Below are 15976 nucleotides of genomic sequence, written 5' to 3'. Positions count from 1 at the left end.
GCTGTCGAAAAAGTAAGCGACTTTTGAGGCAGCCCCGCTTGCTTTTATCGGCGCACGGTAACAACGCCTGCCGCATTTTTACATCTTGATCTCATTCGCCTGCACCGATACATTTCGGTTCGCTTGCGCTCTCTTACTCCTCATCTTCGGGAAGTCGTTTTAAAAACCGTACGATAACCGGAAGCGATAAAAAGCACGCAAGCACGTTCGCCGCACTCTGCGATATTTCAAGACCGAACAATTCCATCGTCACTGAGCATACGATAACGATCGGAACGAAGAGGACGCCGCTTCGAAGCGAAGATATAAGGAGTGCTTTTCCCGCAAAGCCCGTCGACTGAAAAAGCATTTCGCCGATAATCGACAGAGGCACGAAAGGAAGAGAAGCGCATGCGGCACGGAGCGCAAAGGCGCCGATCGAAACGACTTCTTCATCGTTCCGCATAGCGCGGACAAGCTCGGGTGCGAATATAAAAGCTGCAAGAGCGAATGCGGATAAAAAAACAGTTCCCATAACGGCGGCGGTAAAAAAAGCAGTGCGCACGCGGCTGTATTTTCCGGCTCCGTAGTTGAACGCGGATACGGGCTGAAATCCCTGCCCGATGCCGACGGCTACACAAAATAAAAAATTGGAAAGTTTTCCGACAATCGCCATGGCGGCGACCGCCGCATCTCCCCACACGGCCGCGCAGTTGTTGAGTACCATTGCGGAAATGCTGTGCAGTCCCTGCCGCGTCAAGCTTGGAGAGCCGACACGCCAAATGTCGAAACAGATTTCGCGCGAAGTTTTCGAAAACGCTTTTATCGAAAGGCGGCTCTGCGTCTTTCCGCTCAAAAACATGGATATCAAAATAACGACGGCGATATATTGACTTATCATCGTCGCAAAACCCGCACCCGAAACGCCTGTGTGAAACACGCACACCATAAGCCAGTCGAGAAAGATATTGATAAGCCCGCCGCTGACAAGTCCGACCATCGCAAGAGCCGCCCTGCCCTCATAGCGTAAAATATTGTTCGTCACGCAGCCGACCGTCATCGCGGGAGCCGCAAGGAAAATCCAAAATGCGTATTCGCGCGCATAGGGCAAAATCGTATCGGTACTTCCGAAAAGGCGGCACAGCGGATCGATGCACAAAAAACCGAGGGCGATAAAAAGCAGTCCCGCCGCCAGTGCGAGAAAAAAACTCGTAGAGGCATAGACGGACGCTTCGTCAACTTCCTTTTTTCCGAGGTGCCGCGCGATATTGCTGCCCGCGCCGTGTCCGTGCATAAAACCGACCGCCTGAAAGATAGCCTGCAAACCGAATACGACGCCGACCGCGGCGGACGCGCTCGTACCGACGAGGCCTACGAAAAACGTATCGGCCACGTTGTAGATATTTGTGACGAGCATACTGACCGTCGTCGGAAAACCGAGCGAAAGCACAAGACGCGACGCGGGCGTTGCAGTCATTTTTTCATAGTAGCGGTTCCGGTCGATGTTCATAAAAATCAGTATAATCCGCTTTCGGAAAATGCACAATGCGAGCAGAATATCGGTATAAGTAAACACACGGCCGCACGCGCTGCAATTCTTTCCGTCACTTTGTCGTCATATTCATCACTCCGTCCCAATCGTCGGGGATGCCCTGCTTGAGGTAATCTTTACAGCGTTCGGCAAACACGAGAGACGCTCCGTCGGCAGGATTCAGTTTATTCGCATTCATAAACATTTTTCCCGCCTTTTTAAAATCCCGTGCGAGGTATTTGTCGAGCGCTTCGTGAAATTCGTCGAGGGATGCAAGTTCATCCGGCGGCATTTCGCTTCTAAAGCCGAGTATATTGTACAGCTGCACGGGCTTATTGATCCCGACGACGCGCACTTTATCGAGCCTGCGGGAGACGAGCTCGCCTTTGTGTTCACCCGAATCGGCTTCTTTCCACGTCGTCTCCGAAACGAGGATCCACGACTTGTAGATTTTATTGACGCCTTCAAGGCGGCTCGCGAGGTTTACGTCGTTGCCCATGATCGTGTAATTCATCTTCATGCTCGTACCCATGTTTCCGACGACCATATTGCCCGTATTAATGCCGATCCGCGTTTCGAGCTCGCGCGGGATGTCTCTGTGAGCGAGATGCTTTTCGTTGTACAGTTTTTCCGCCTGCTTCATGCGCACGGCCGCCGCACAGGCGCGGTATGCGTGGTCGGGCAAATCGATCGGTGCGCCGAAAAAAGAAACGATCGCGTCTCCGATGTATTTATCGATCGTGCCGTTGTAGCGCAAAATCGTATCGCTGAGCAAACCGAGGTATTCGTTTAAAATCGATACGAGCTGCGTCGGCGTGACGAGTTCGCTGAACGACGAAAACCCTTTGATATCGGAAAAGAGCGCCGTTATGTGTTTATCTTCTCCGCCGAGCGAAAGCTTTTCGGGATCTTCGACGATCGCGTTGACGACGTCTTTTGAAAGGTAGGTCGAAAACGCACGGCGCAAAAATCTTTTTTCGCGATCGCTGAGCGTAAAGCGCAAAATGATTCCCGCGACATATATGAAAAGCATAAAAAGACAGGAAGCGACGGGCGGAATATAATAACCCGGAACGATCATAAGAAAGACGAAGACGCTCACGATAAGAAAGACTGCGATGCCGGTTACGACATTCTGCATCATATCGGATCTGCCGTACGTGATAAACATGACAAAAAAGATTAACAAAAAGGCTGCGATCATGCCGTAATACCACGGAAACGGCGTGATAAAATCGCGCTGCAAAATCGTGTTCATAACGTTCGCGTGTGTGCCGACGTTCGGATAGCTTCGCGTAAACGGATTCGTTCCGAGATCGGTTGTGCTCGACGCGGTGTTTCCTATGATACAGTACGAAGCGTTGTATACGGCTTTCATATCGTTTACGTACTGCCGGTAGGTTTTATAATTGTCGGCGAAGATACCGAATTGCTCTTTCATAACGTCGATAAAACCGTCGGCTTGCTCTTGCTGCAGTCCCGCTTTTAAAAGTTCTGCAATGCGCGCTTCGATCGAGCTCATATAGCCCGAGTCGATAAACAAACCGATATCGTCGTAAAAGGCTTCCCGCGCGGCAAAGTAGGATTCGTATTCGTTTGCGCTTATACCGTCGATGAGTTCGCCGTCTTCGTTAAAACCCGCGCACCGCGCAAGCAGTACCTGCTTTTCTTCGTTAAGCGCTTTATATTGTTTTAATAATTTTTCCGCAGCTCCTATATAACTGAGCGCGCTTCCGTCCGGGGCGAGCAGTTCGTTGCCCCGTATATTGCCGAGCGTAGTAATAAGCGCCTCTTCGATAAAATCGAGATCTTTTAAAAAGACGACCGATTCGTTTTTAAACGATTTTCCCTGCTCCCTGTGCAGCCAGTTGATGAGCATGCGCCCGCGGCTGTCGAGCGGGATTTTTACGGTCGTCCGCTCCGATTCTCCGGGAAAAAGCGCGTTGAACACGATGAGCGAGTTCCGCGTGCGCTCGATGCGTTCTGCGTCGACTATATGCAAAAGCGGGGCAAAAGAAAGCTGAGCCGCGTATTTTCCGTCGTAATCGTAGAGCAGTTCGATTCGCCGCCGCGTGCCGTCGCTGTCGATGACGACGTTCGTAAAACCCGCTCCCGCCGCGTGCGCGATGAGCGTATGAAGCGCGGGAGAGAATCCCGTCTTTTGTCCGTTGTACTGTTCGTCGGACGTATATTGATTGTCGCGCGGAATAAAACCGCCTGCATCGGTAACGTTCGAAAGCAAAATACGTTTTTGCGCATACACTTTGTCTTCGTCGGAAAGCGTAATCGCAACGTCGCGCGTGTTTACCGTAAGCCACGTGTTGCCGAAAAATTGAATCGCCCTTGCAAAATAGTCGTCGTTGTCGCGGTACATTTTCGATGCGATATCGGCCCGCATATTCGAAAGAGCCGGATCGATGTAATCGGCGATCATATCTTTCGTCACTGCCGGCAGCTCCGCACGGGAAATGAAGCCGCGGCTCACCGATTCGGAAAGTTCGTTGATGACGCCGGTGATGTCGCTTCGGCCTGCCGAAATCGCCGCGTTCATATTTTCTTCGGCGTTCGGCGCCACCCCCCGCGGAGACGGCGAAAGGTATTCGACATCGAAAACGACGCTTTCCGCACCGAGTTCGCGTATACGCAAAAGACAATCGGCGATGATGTCGCGGCTCCACGGCCATTCGCCGAGCGCTTGAATCGACTCGTCGTCGATGTTAACGAATAAAATCTTTTCCGATTGCTTCGGCTCTCTTCGGAGGCTGAGCAAAAAATCGTACATACGGTAATCGAGTTTTTGAAAAAAACCGAAAACGCCGAGCGCCGAAAAAACGGCTGCCGTCACGACGAGGACGATAAAACCGAGTGATGTAAAAAAAGACGATCTTTTTTTTGTTTTCTTTTGCTGTGCCATATTGCCTTTCAGTATAGCACAAATTTACGCATCTGTCAGAGGGTCTGCCTCAAAAGGGTTACTTTTTCGACAACCCTGTCAGAAGCATATACGCTTTTTTTGCAGCCTTTTGTTCCGCTTCTTTTTTACTCTTTCCGCTTTCGGGACCGTATGCGACATTTCCGAGGTGCACCGTAACGGAAAACGTGCGGTCGTGATCGGGGCCCGTGACACTCACCGTTTCGTAGAGCGGACAGGCTTTCGTCTTTTTTTGATACAATTCCTGGAGCAGCGTTTTATAATCTTTCGAGCCGCGGTCGTCGTGCACTTTTTCAATTTCGGGGACGAGAAATGAAAGCACGTATTTTTCGGCAGCCGCATAGCCCGAGTCGAGAAAGTACGCACCGATAATCGATTCCATACAGTCGGCAAGAATCGCGGGTTTGTTCCTGCCGCCGCTGAGCTCCTCGCCGTGTCCCAAAACGAGCATTTTGTCGATACCGAAGCGGAGCGCGATCGGCGCAAGCGTTTTTTCCGACACGACGACGGCTTTGATCCGCGCCAAGTCCCCTTCGGGATTGTCTTCGAAGGTTTTGTACAGGTATGAAGCCGCCGCGAGCCCCAGCACCGAATCGCCTAAAAACTCGAGACGTTCGTTGTTGATGGGACGTTTGTCGTCGCTTTCGTTCGAATACGAACGGTGGCGGAATGCAAGTTCGAGGAACGCAAGCTCGCGAAAGCGTAAGCCGAGCGGCTTGCAAAATGCAACGAGTTGTTTTTTACGTTCGGATGAAAAGCTTTGCCGTTTGCACATAATTCTGCAACCCTACATCATAAAAAAAACACAAGCGTTCAAGGCTTGTGTTTTATCATACGACATCCAAACGACTGCGTTATTTTTTCGCCTGTTCGGCTTTGATGAATTCGTACGCATCGCGGACGGTTTCGAATTCGTTCGCTTTGTCGTCGGGAATGCTTACACCCAATTCTTCTTCGATCGCGTAGACGAGCTCGTAAGTATCGAGGCTGTCCGCACCGAGATCTCCTCTGAAAGAAGAATCGAGGGTGATTTTGCTTTCATCGATTTCCAGTTTCTCGGCAATGAGTTTCTGGATTTTGTTGAATAATTCGTCCATGTTCATGCTCCCTGCATCAACCGTTTGATTCCGGCATAATTACCTGACGTCCGCGGTAAAACCCGCATTTCGGACACACACGGTGCGGCTGCACAAGGTTTCCGCAGTTGTTACACGGAACAAGCTGCGGTGCCTCAAGATGCATATTCACACCCTGCCGTCTTTTCGTCACGGCTTTTGAAGTTTTTGATCTGGGTACTGCCATTATACTTAAACCTCGCTTTTTTCTGAATAACTGCGGTCAATAGTACAACAGTTTCCAGCCGAATGTCAATCTATTATAGCATTTTTCCGTTTTTAGTCAACGCTTTTATGCCAAGCTTTTTGCAGCAATCTCAAGAGCAATGCCCCCTTCCTGCTTCCGGGAATTTTTCTTTCAGCGCCGCTTCGACGATCGGCGGCACCATCGACGAAATATCGCCGTGATATTGCGCGAGCTCTTTTATCGAACTCGATTTAACGATGACGTAACGCTGCTCCGTCGGTATAAAAAGCGTTTCGATGTCGGGGTTCAGCATGTGATTCATCAGCGACAGATCGAATTCGTATGCGAAATCGTTCGTATTGCGAATACCGCGCAGCAATACGTTTGCGCCCGTTTTTTTCGCATACTGCGCGACAAGCTCGCTGCACAGGTGGAGCGTTACGTTCTCATACGGTTTGATAATTTCCTCCATCATGCGGTAACGCTCCTCTTTCGTAAAGAGGTACTGCTTGTTCGCGTTTACCGCGATGACGACATCGACCGTATCGAAGAGTTTGCTCGCTCTTTTGATAATGCTTAAATGCCCGTTCGTCGGCGGATCGAACGACCCGGGAAATACTGCTGTTGTCATACGATTATAGTAACGCGGAGGCGGAAATTGTACAAGTGAAAAAATATAAGTAACGAAGTAGAACGTTTTTATATATGCTTTATATCACACGAGTTTTCGTCAATCCGAAGCAAAATACGAAAATAATTTTCCCGCATCGATGCCGTTTATCGTTTCGCCCGGCGCATAGTGACCGAGAAGGCTCTTTCTGCCGTGCACCAAGTGTTCGGAGGTAATGCCGTGCTTGATCGAACTGTCGGCTTCGAGAAGGGCTGCAAGGTGATCGGAAAGGCGCACGAGACGGCCGTCGACGGGCTCAAAGGCGTCGCTGTTAAAACGACCGTTCAAATCTTCCCACGAAACCGCTTCGCTCTTTCCGTCCCGCCGTATACGGTTTACGAATTCGTCGTTCGTATAATAACGCAGTTCGTCGGCAAAAAAATCTTCCATGAGCGGAACAAGCTCCCTCCCTGCGATTTCGTCTTCGATGCGCTTTACGATGTCGGGAAGCGCATCGGTCGCCTGTTTTACAGGCGATATGATATCGCGAGTAACGGCTTCGGGCAAATCGTGAAAGAGCGCACTGAAAAAATTATTAATAATCCTTCTTCGGCACATTTCGATTCCGCTGCTTCGCGCGAGAAGCAGCGTCATGACCGCGACAAAATAGCTGTGACCGAGCACGTTCGTTTTCGGCACTCGCGGCGTTTGATTCCAGCGCGTTTGAAAGCGCAGCTGTTCCGTCTTCAATAAAAAATCGTAGGTCTTTTGATGCGTGAGCATCATCTGCAGCCCTTCCAAATCGAGGTAGGGTTGAATCTGCGCTTCGAGTTCCGTTTCGATCTTTACGAGGCGCTCCCGCTCGTTGACGACGGAAAGCATTTGCAGTTCGCGCATCGTCGAATACTTGTGCGCCGCCTGAAGCACGCGGTAGGATGCCGTAAGAGATGCGGGAATCGAAAGCGTTTCCGCTTTTTGTCCGACATAGATCGTAAAGCGGGAAAAGAGTTCGTCGTCGTTTATGAGCGGTCGGTACTGCGAAAGCACCCATTCGTCGAGCCTTAAGTATTCGGCGGTGTATTCTTTTTTTAACAAACGCTGCACCGGCGCTTTTATATCGCACAGGGAAATCTTTCGAAGCAGGTCGAACAGAGAGGCATAGGCCATCCATTCCCAATCGATCGAAACGCCTTTGTGCTCTTCGAATTTTCCGATGACGTAAGCGATGATCATCTTTTCGCCGGCTTTGTCCATTTCGATTAAATCGAAAGGCCGGATCAAATCGTTCCAGCGCTGAATGGAAAATCCTTCGAAAATTTTGAGGGCGAGCGCTTTATTGATCATTAGGAACTTGAACCCGCCTTTTGATCGGCGTCCATTTTATCTTTCCAGATGACGGCCTTTTTTTTGATATCTTCGGCGTTTGTCTTATCGCCGATCGCAAGACAGAGTTTGTGGCGCGCAAGCAGAAATTTGATCGCATTGCGCATATCGTCGATGCGCCTCGTCGAAAGTTCATATTTATCGCGATAGCCGTTTGCCGAAGCGTCGAGCAGTTTTTGCAGTTTGCGTATGTACAGCACCGTCGTTTCGTAATCGACAGAGCTCGGTTCAAAATAATCGCGCGCGCCCTTTTTCATGTCGATGAGATTTTTTGCAACGGCGGCAAATCGTCCTTCGAGTTCGACGAACGACCACTTCCATTTGCTGTTTTCGCCGAACGCATCTTTTAAAAGCCGTATGGCAAGACCGAGCTTTCGAATAAGCAGATAGCGCTTTGCAACCGGCGTATTCGCGATGTTTTCCCATTTTGACGAAAGTTCGGAATACGGCACATCGATAAAATTCGTTACGATATCTTCGAGATAGATGATTGCGCGGTAGAGTGTTTTGCGCGATTCGTTGAGCGCGTCGTTATTTTTTATTTCGAGTATTTTCAGCGACAAACTGTTTTCCGCCATGTAGAGGCTCGAAACGAAAACCATGTCTTCGGCAAGCTGCAGCTTTTTATACGCTTCGCCCGCGTGGTCGCTTTTCATGAGGTCGATGAACGTTTTTTCTTTTGTAAGCAGATCGTCGATCTGTTTTTGATAGGGTTGTATCGCTTCGGCAAGCTGCCCTCGCGTCGTCTCCGATATCTTTGCCATACTGTCCTCCGAATAAAAGCTTGAAGCGAACGAACATCAGTGCGCGCCCGTCCGAAGATTTTTACCGAACGCTGCCGAATCGTTCGAGCATCGACCGCGCGTGTTCGAGCGATTCGCTCGAATTTTCTCCGGAAAGCATGCGCGCGATCTCTTTTATGCGCTCATCACCCCAAACGCTTGTACAGCGCGACGACGTCTTTCCGTCCGCCACGCCTTTTTCGATCTTTATCTGATTATCGGCATAAACGGCAATACTTGCAAGATGCGTTATGCACAATATCTGTCGGTTTTTTGCAAGATTTTTGAGGTGACTGCCGACCGACACCGCAACTTCCCCTCCGATGCCCGTGTCGATTTCATCGAAGACGAGAGTTTCGACGGGATCGGTTTCGGCGAAGATCGTTTTAAGGGCGAGCATGACGCGGGAAAGCTCTCCTCCCGACGCGATTTGAGCGAGCGGTAAAAGCGGAGAGCCGGGGTTCGCGCTTATCAAAAATTCGACGTTGTCCATGCCGTAGGGGCCGCATTTTTGCACCGCGCCGCTTCCGGGCTTTTCTTCGACGCGCACCGAAAAGCGAGTACCTTTCATGCCGAGTTTTGCAAGCACCGATTCGACTTCCTTCGACATCGCCTCGCCCGCAGCCTTTCGTTTTTCGGAAAGCGCTTTTGCAGCCGTATAGACGCGCCGCTCGGTTTCCGCCGCCTCTTTTTCCAGAGATGCTTTATCGGCTTTTCCCGCACCGAGCCGTTCGAGATTTTCTTCGGCTTCCGCCGCATACTGCAAAACTTCGGAAAGAGGAGCGGACGGGGACGATGCGTATTTTTTCTTTAAATTGTAGATAAGAGAAAGACGGTCCTGTACTTCGGCGAGGCGTGCGGGATCGTAGACGAGCTTGCCTTTATACGCGGAAAATTCTTCGGCAATATCGGACACTTCGTAAAACGCCGATTCCACGCGCGAATCCAAATCGGAAAGCGTTTTATCCATTTCGAGCGCATGAGATGCGTCGCGCCGCACTTGCTTTAAAATCGACACGGCTGAAGTTTCGTTGTCGGAAAGCATGTTCGTAATCGCGTCGATGTCGGAAGCGAGCTTTTCGTAAGACGAAAGCCTCCCCTCCTCTTCAGAAAGCAGGGCGTCTTCATCGGCTTTGAGTTTTGCTTCGTTTATTTCGTGTACCGCGAACGAATACATTTCGATTTTCCGAGAACGCTCTTCGCTCGACGCGTTGAGTTCGTCGAGAAGTTTCCGTTTTTCGACGAGTTCGGCGTACAACGCGGTAAAGCGCCGCACCTCTTCGGTGATGCCTGCCCTCGCGTCGAGAAAAACGCGGTGGCGGGGAACTTTCATAAGAGACTGGTGTTCGTGCTGACCGTGGATGTCGACGAGAAGTGCCGAAAAAGAGGCCAAGTCGGCTCTCGTAACGGGCGTACTTTGAATCCACGCGGACGACTTTCCCGAATCGCGGAGCGTGCGGCGCACAAGCACGCGACTGTCATCGCTTTCGATACCGTGTTCCAAAAGCCACGCTTCGGCAGTAACAGCTTCTTCACCGTCGGAAGTTGCGTCCGTTTTCGGCACATCGTTTTTGACGCGGCCGTCTCCGTCTGTTCCGCCGAGCAAAAAGGTTCCCGTCACCGACGCTTCGTGAGCACCGCTTCGGATCATCTGAGCATCCGCCTTTCCGCCGAGCAAAAACGACAGGGCGCCGATGAGGATCGATTTGCCTGCGCCCGTTTCTCCCGAAAGCACGGTAAAGCCGCGCGGAAATTCTATCGAAACCGAATCGATGAGCGCAAAATCTTTAATCGTCAGGTCTTCGAGCATGCGGCCCTCCCGACCAATTCAATTTTGAACGAAGCGCACTGCAAAATTTTTCCGTCGTGCAGCCCGCAAGCTTTACTTTGTGCGCGGCTTTCCGTACGGTGATGACGCTTTCAGCTTTCAGCGCAAAAGGCGTCTGCCCGTCTACGGTGATAAGCGCTGCCTCTTTCCGCACCGAAAGGAGCTTTATGCACACTTCTTCGCGCGGATCGAGCACGATGGGACGCGATGAAAGCGAAAAGGCGTTTATCGGAGTAAGAATAATCGCATCGAGTTCAGGATCGACGATCGGCCCGCCTGCAGACGCCGAATACGCGGTCGAACCGGTGGCCGTGCTGACGATGATGCCGTCCGTTTTAAAAACGCCGAGCGGCACGCCGTCGTAGGATACTTCAAGCGAAACGGTTTTTGCAGCCGTATCCGCGCTGACGACGACATCGTTTAAGGCGACGGCGGAAAAATCCCCGCGCAAACCGCGCGAAAAGGAAACTTCGAGCATACTCCGCTCGCCGACGAACATATCTCCCGCTAAAAAAAGCTCGAGCTTTTCTTTCCATTCGTTTTTTTCGATGCTCGCGATAAAACCGAATTCGCCCAAATTGACAGGGAATACGGGAATGCCGAGAGATGCGCAGCCGCGGGCGGCAAAGAGCACCGTGCCGTCGCCGCCGAGCGTTACGGCGAAATCGCAGTTCGAAAAAGGATTGGCATCGCTGAAACCGTCAAAGCGGTAGAGCGACGATGCTATGTTCTTTTCCGCCAAAAAGCGCTTGATTTCATTTCCGAGCGCCTGCGATTCGGGTTTTGACGTGTTGACGACGATACGGCACTTTTCCATACGGCTCCCGCTCACGGCAGCGTGCCGAGCACTTTGACGATCTGCGCCGTTTCGGCATGCGTGAGCCGCGGATAAAGCGGAAACAAAACGCAGCGCAGGCTGAGCGATTTCGCGCGGATGCACGACGGAGAAAGCGCTTCATCGCGGAGCGCAATAACCGAATGTTCGAAAGCGCGGGCGATTTCGATGCCTTTGCGGTCGGTATACTGCTTAACGTCTTTGTACGCGCTCGAAAGGACGAGCGGAAACGTACACATCGTCGACGCGCCGTCGAAATCGCGCACGAGCATTTTATGCCTGCCCGACATACAGGCACGCTGAAAAAGCGTAAAGATTTCTTTGCGTTTTTCTTCGTTTTTATTGAATTCGCGGAGTTCGACCCACGCAAGGACGGCATTTAAATCGGGGAGCAAATCCGTAAGAGGCGCTTCGTCGGTGTATTTTTTAAGCGGAATCCAATCCCGTCTGCTTCCCGCCATGACGACAGCTCCCCCGCCTGCGGTGACGACATCGCGCTCTTCGAGGCTCAAAATGGCAAACACGCCGTATAAGCCCGCCCTCGCGCGCGCGGCTTCGGCAGGCGTACGCTCCGTCCCCTCCGGCGCGGGAATCGTTGCACCCGCGCTCTGTGAAATATCTTCTATGACGGGAACACCGAGAGAAACGATCGCGTCCATATCGGGCATAATGCCGTTCGTTTCGTGCAGGAGGAGAATGCGTCCGCCTTTTTTGATCCCCTCGGAAACAATATCCGCCGTTACGAGAGCGGTCGCTTCATCGACGTCGAGCACGAGCGGCGTATAGCCGAAATCTTCGAGAGCGAGTATCTGCCACGAAGGGGCAAGAGCGGAAATCATGACGGTCGTACCCCGTTCGGCGCCGAGCGCTTTCATCGCGTATTTCAGCGCGATGGACGGACTTCTCACGGCAACGGCACCGTCGCATTTGAAAAATTCTTTGACCGATTGGATAAAACGCGCGTTCATCTCGCCCGGTCCGATCTTTTCGTCGACCATGCAGGTAAGCACGGCGTCCATCTCTTTCCGTCTGATCGTTGTGCTGTATGTTCGAATCATCGCCGTCCGTTAAAAATCGACAATCTTTTGCAGTTCTTTCGGATTGAACAGTTTGTGTATGTCGAGCATGATGAGGTAGGTGCCGTTGTCGGAGCGGATAACGCCTTGAATATATTCGGAGCCGATACCGCTGAACATCTGCGGAGGCTCTTTTATATCTTCGGCCGTCACCGGAACGACGCGCGCGACACGGTCGATGATGATGCCGATTTTATTGTTTTCGATACTGAGGATAATAAAACCGCCTTCGATATCGGCATCGATATCTTCGTCACGCGGCGATTTCAGCCGAAAGCGTTTGTGCAGATCGATGATCGGAATGATTTCTCCGCGCAGATTGATAATTCCTTCGACGTAATACGGTGCATTCGGGATGGGACGCACATCCTGTATTTTTACGATTTCCTTTACATCCATGATATCGACACCGTATATTTCATCACCGAGCTGAAACGTCACGAGTTGAAATTGGGAATCTTCTCCGGCCATATGCGCTCCTTGAAAACTGTTCTCGTCATCATATACTATATTTGCACATTTTGCAACATTCAATCCGCGATAAATAGAGTTACGGCGGACACTTTTTCGGCTCCGGCGGATTTTAAAACGGCGGCGCAGCTTTCAAGCGTTACACCCGTAGTAAAAAGATCATCGATGATGCACATGTTTTTCGGCACCTTGCCGCCGAAACGCTTGAGTTCCCTTTTGAACGCTTTTTCGGATTTCAACGCATATATTTTTCCGATCGATTCGAGTCTCGCTTCCCGTCCGAGCCGCTTTTGTTCGCCTGTCGTACGGCGTTCGAGAATCCGGCATACTTCATACCCGTAGCTGTATTCGAGAAAACGGCAAAGTTCTTCGATCTGATCCCAGCCTTTTTTGCGGATCTTTCCCGGACGCGGCGGTACCGGAACGACGACAAACGCACCCGGCAGAGTTTTAAGGGCTGAAGCTGCGCGGGCGGCAAAAAACGGCGAGAGGGCGCGTTCTCCTTGTATTTTCCAGCGGAACAAAAGCACGCTGTTCCACAAACGATACGAATAGAGGGGGAAAACGGCATCCGTATGTACCAAAAGACGCTCCCGCCTGCAGCGCATACATACGCCGCGCTCGGATATGAGCGTTTTACCGCACACCGAACACCGCTCTCCCCCTCCGCAAGGAGGCTTCGCAAAACACCGCTTTTCGCACTCGCCGCACAGAGGAATCACTCCCGCCTGCCCTCCGCAGACCGCACAAGCGTTTCCGCCGGCAACAAAGGACAGGGCTAAGCGCATGGCGTACACTGCCCTTTCTTTCAATGCAAAAACGAAGCGTTTCACGCCTTATATATCGCGCACACTTTGCATTTTTACGCGGTTTTTTTAATTATTCGGACGAAACTATTCGGACGAAACCGGTTTGCTATCCCGCCTTCCGTGATTCGCTCACGCTCTGCGTCCTCGCTTCGCTCCGGTCGCCGAGTCACTCCAGGCGGGCGTACGTTATTCCCCGTTTCTTCCGTAGAACTTGCTTAAAAACGCAAGAGAGGCGGCCGCTTTGTCGGAGAGCGCATTCTCATCCATACGCCACATCCAATTTCCGCCCGTCGTCGACGGCGTATTCATACGCGCGCCGTTGTCAAGAGCGAGAACATCCTGCAGCGGGATGACGGCGTACGAAGCGATCGACGCGAACGCTTCCCTTACGAGTTTTCCGCACAATTCGCCGCTTGTGACCATTGTCCGAGCGTCTTTATCCGAAAGCGGCTTTCCGCACAGGTATTCGGCAACACAGCGCACGACATCGCCGCCTTCTCGGAGGAGCCAGCCCTGCAGCGTATCGTTGTCGTGCGTACCGGTATAGACGACGCAGCGCGTACTTTCGTATTCGTGCGGCAAAAAAGCGTTCGTCATGCCTCCGCGTCCGGCTTCTTCGGGATCGAAAGCGAACTCGAGCACTTTCATGCCGGGAAAACCGCACGCATCGCGGAGCGCGCGCACTTCGTCGGTAATGACGCCCAAGTCTTCCGCAATGATAGGGATATCGCCGAGAGATGCTTTGACGGCGGCAAAAAAATCCGCGCCGGGGCATTTCACCCACATACCCTTTACGGCGGTCTCCTCTCCGTACGGAACCGACCAATAAGATTCGAAGCCGCGGAAGTGATCGATGCGGATGCAGTCGACGAGAGAGAGCATGCGGCGGATGCGCGAAATCCACCACGCGTATCCGTCCTTTTTCATCGCATCCCAATCGTAAAGCGGGTTTCCCCACAGCTGCCCCGTCGCCGAAAAATAATCGGGCGGCACTCCCGCTACCCGCGTCGGAATGCCGTTTTCGTCGAGCTGAAACAGTTTTTGATTCGCCCACACGTCCGCCGAATCGGGGGCGACAAAGATCGGAATATCGCCGATGATGTCGATGCCGAGGGAATTGGCATAGCGCTTCAAGTCGCCCCACTGCACTGCAAAGAAAAACTGTATCGCTTTAATAATTTCGATTTTTTCCGCGTGTTCATCTTTCCACTGCTCGACCGCTTGCGGCCCGCAGGATGCAAGCTCTTTCGGCCACGAGTTGTTCCACATCGCATTCGCGCCGTCCGAATTTCCACCTTGCATTTTCGCTTTTTCCTCGAAAAAGTTTTTTACGCTCATAAAGACGGCGTAAGTGTCGAGCCACGCTTCGTTGTCGTTTTTAAAAGATGCGAAAGCATCTCGGTCGGCGTCGTTTGCGTGCGACAAAAAATAAAGAGCGCATTTCGAAAGCGCAGGGAGCTTCCACCAAACGACCGAGCCGAAATCGACCGGCCCGTCGGAGCGTATATAATCGGGCGGAACCGTATCGTCCGTACACGCCCAGCCTCTTTCGACAAGCAGTTCAAAATCGACGAGGAGCGGATTTCCCGCAAAGGTTGAAAACGATGCGTACGGAGAATCGCCGTAACCGGTCGGTCCGAGCGGCAGTATCTGCCACAGCTTTTGGTTCGAGCGATGCAGCCAATCCGCAAAACGATATGCGCTCTTTCCGAGCGTTCCGATACCGGGACTTCCCGAAAGGGATGTCGGATGCAGCAGGATGCCGCTTTTTCGTGTAAATGTCATGCCTTGATTTTACTTTTTTTGCACTTCATCCGCAAGCAGATAATCGTCGCGGGCGATCATCCATGGAGCCTTTTCCTTTATCGATTTCATGTCGATGCCGGAAACGAGCTTTTCGATGGATGTGAGCAGATCTTCCAGCTTGTCGAGCGTATTTTGTATATAGATAAAATAATAGACGCTCGTTCCCTTTTTATGGCTCGTGATGATACCCGTGTCTTTAAGTATCTTCAAGTGATGAGAGATTGCCGGACGGGAAAGATGCGTCTTTGCGGTGATCGCCGCCACATCCATACCGTCGAGCCCCGCTTCCGCGAGGATGAGAACGATGCGCTGCCTCATTTCATCTCCGAGCGCGGTAAAATACGGCTTACACACGAGAAATTTTTTCCAAATCCGCTGAACTTCAGTACGAAAATTTTTAACCATAGCGACCGGCTTTATTCGATTGCAAAAAACGCATTTCAATCGATTTATCAATTATTAGTTTAAACGTTTATTCGTTTAAGTATATGATACAGTATATATCTATCGGCACGCTTTGTCAACAGAAAAAGATCCGTCTCAAAAATCGAATCGTTTTTTCAACGCCCCGTTTTAATCCGTCTTTTTTGCCGCACCCTATTGACTTTTCAAAGCGGCTTTATTAGTATTTG

15 protein-coding genes are annotated in these 15976 nt (G+C 51.4%); all 15 read right to left on the bottom strand.

Annotation, left to right across the window (positions count from 1 at the left end):
* Positions 1 to 133: 133 nt before the first annotated feature.
* The 15 genes from IZU26_RS11480 to IZU26_RS11410 all read right to left on the bottom strand — a co-directional run bounded on the left by IZU26_RS11480 (position 134) and on the right by IZU26_RS11410 (position 15749).
* On the bottom strand, positions 134 to 1489 hold the full coding sequence (locus tag IZU26_RS11480; RefSeq protein ID WP_433279154.1) for an MATE family efflux transporter: 1356 nt from the start codon (positions 1487 to 1489) through the stop codon (positions 134 to 136).
* A 94-nt stretch (positions 1490 to 1583) separates the two neighbouring features.
* On the bottom strand, positions 1584 to 4424 hold the full coding sequence (locus tag IZU26_RS11475; protein ID WP_433279153.1) for a CHASE2 domain-containing protein: 2841 nt from the start codon (positions 4422 to 4424) through the stop codon (positions 1584 to 1586).
* 58 nt (positions 4425 to 4482) lie between these two features.
* On the bottom strand, positions 4483 to 5217 hold the full coding sequence (rnc, locus tag IZU26_RS11470; RefSeq protein WP_433279151.1) for a ribonuclease III: 735 nt from the start codon (positions 5215 to 5217) through the stop codon (positions 4483 to 4485).
* 79 nt (positions 5218 to 5296) lie between these two features.
* Entirely contained in the window at positions 5297 to 5539 is a 243-nt protein-coding gene (gene acpP / locus IZU26_RS11465; RefSeq protein ID WP_016520105.1) for an acyl carrier protein, read from the bottom strand.
* A gap of 16 nt (positions 5540 to 5555) precedes the next feature.
* Positions 5556 to 5744, bottom strand: coding sequence for a 50S ribosomal protein L32 (rpmF, locus tag IZU26_RS11460; protein ID WP_021329883.1), 189 nt, complete (start codon positions 5742 to 5744; stop codon positions 5556 to 5558).
* Positions 5745 to 5874: 130 nt separating this feature from the next.
* Positions 5875 to 6375 carry a pantetheine-phosphate adenylyltransferase gene (gene coaD, locus IZU26_RS11455; RefSeq protein WP_433279149.1) on the bottom strand — a complete coding sequence of 167 codons (501 nt, stop codon included), beginning with the start codon at positions 6373 to 6375 and terminating at the stop codon, positions 5875 to 5877.
* 99 nt (positions 6376 to 6474) lie between these two features.
* The gene (locus IZU26_RS11450; protein ID WP_433279147.1) at positions 6475 to 7698 is read right to left on the bottom strand and encodes an HD domain-containing protein; all 1224 of its coding nucleotides are present in this window, start codon (positions 7696 to 7698) and stop codon (positions 6475 to 6477) included.
* Positions 7698 to 8501, bottom strand: coding sequence for a hypothetical protein (locus IZU26_RS11445; protein WP_310823334.1), 804 nt, complete (start codon positions 8499 to 8501; stop codon positions 7698 to 7700). Before IZU26_RS11445 ends, IZU26_RS11450 begins: the two co-directional genes overlap by 1 nt.
* 61 nt (positions 8502 to 8562) lie before the next feature.
* Positions 8563 to 10329 (bottom strand): DNA repair protein RecN, encoded by a 1767-nt coding sequence (gene recN / locus IZU26_RS11440; protein ID WP_433279145.1) that lies wholly within the window; start codon positions 10327 to 10329, stop codon positions 8563 to 8565.
* A complete protein-coding gene (locus tag IZU26_RS11435; protein WP_310823336.1) occupies positions 10307 to 11164 on the bottom strand; it encodes an NAD(+)/NADH kinase in 858 nt (285 codons plus the stop codon). The genes recN and IZU26_RS11435 overlap by 23 nt, the downstream gene beginning before the upstream one ends.
* 11 nt (positions 11165 to 11175) lie before the next feature.
* Positions 11176 to 12240 (bottom strand): DegT/DnrJ/EryC1/StrS family aminotransferase, encoded by a 1065-nt coding sequence (locus IZU26_RS11430; protein WP_433279143.1) that lies wholly within the window; start codon positions 12238 to 12240, stop codon positions 11176 to 11178.
* Between the two features lie 9 nt (positions 12241 to 12249).
* Positions 12250 to 12729, bottom strand: a complete 480-nt coding sequence (locus IZU26_RS11425; RefSeq protein ID WP_021329879.1) for a chemotaxis protein CheW — start codon at positions 12727 to 12729, stop codon at positions 12250 to 12252.
* A 59-nt stretch (positions 12730 to 12788) separates the two neighbouring features.
* Positions 12789 to 13562 carry a ComF family protein gene (locus tag IZU26_RS11420; RefSeq protein ID WP_021329887.1) on the bottom strand — a complete coding sequence of 258 codons (774 nt, stop codon included), beginning with the start codon at positions 13560 to 13562 and terminating at the stop codon, positions 12789 to 12791.
* 162 nt (positions 13563 to 13724) lie between these two features.
* A complete protein-coding gene (malQ, locus tag IZU26_RS11415; RefSeq protein ID WP_433279141.1) occupies positions 13725 to 15323 on the bottom strand; it encodes a 4-alpha-glucanotransferase in 1599 nt (532 codons plus the stop codon).
* A 9-nt stretch (positions 15324 to 15332) separates the two neighbouring features.
* Positions 15333 to 15749, bottom strand: a complete 417-nt coding sequence (locus IZU26_RS11410; RefSeq protein WP_310823339.1) for an ArsR/SmtB family transcription factor — start codon at positions 15747 to 15749, stop codon at positions 15333 to 15335.
* Positions 15750 to 15976: the final 227 nt, after the last annotated feature.

The organism is Treponema sp. SP13 (assembly GCF_050938355.1).
GTDB classification, from domain to species: Bacteria; Spirochaetota; Spirochaetia; order Treponematales; family Treponemataceae; genus Treponema_D; species Treponema_D socranskii.
Note: the sequence above shows the minus strand (reverse complement) of the source record. Positions and strands in the feature narration are given on the sequence as shown.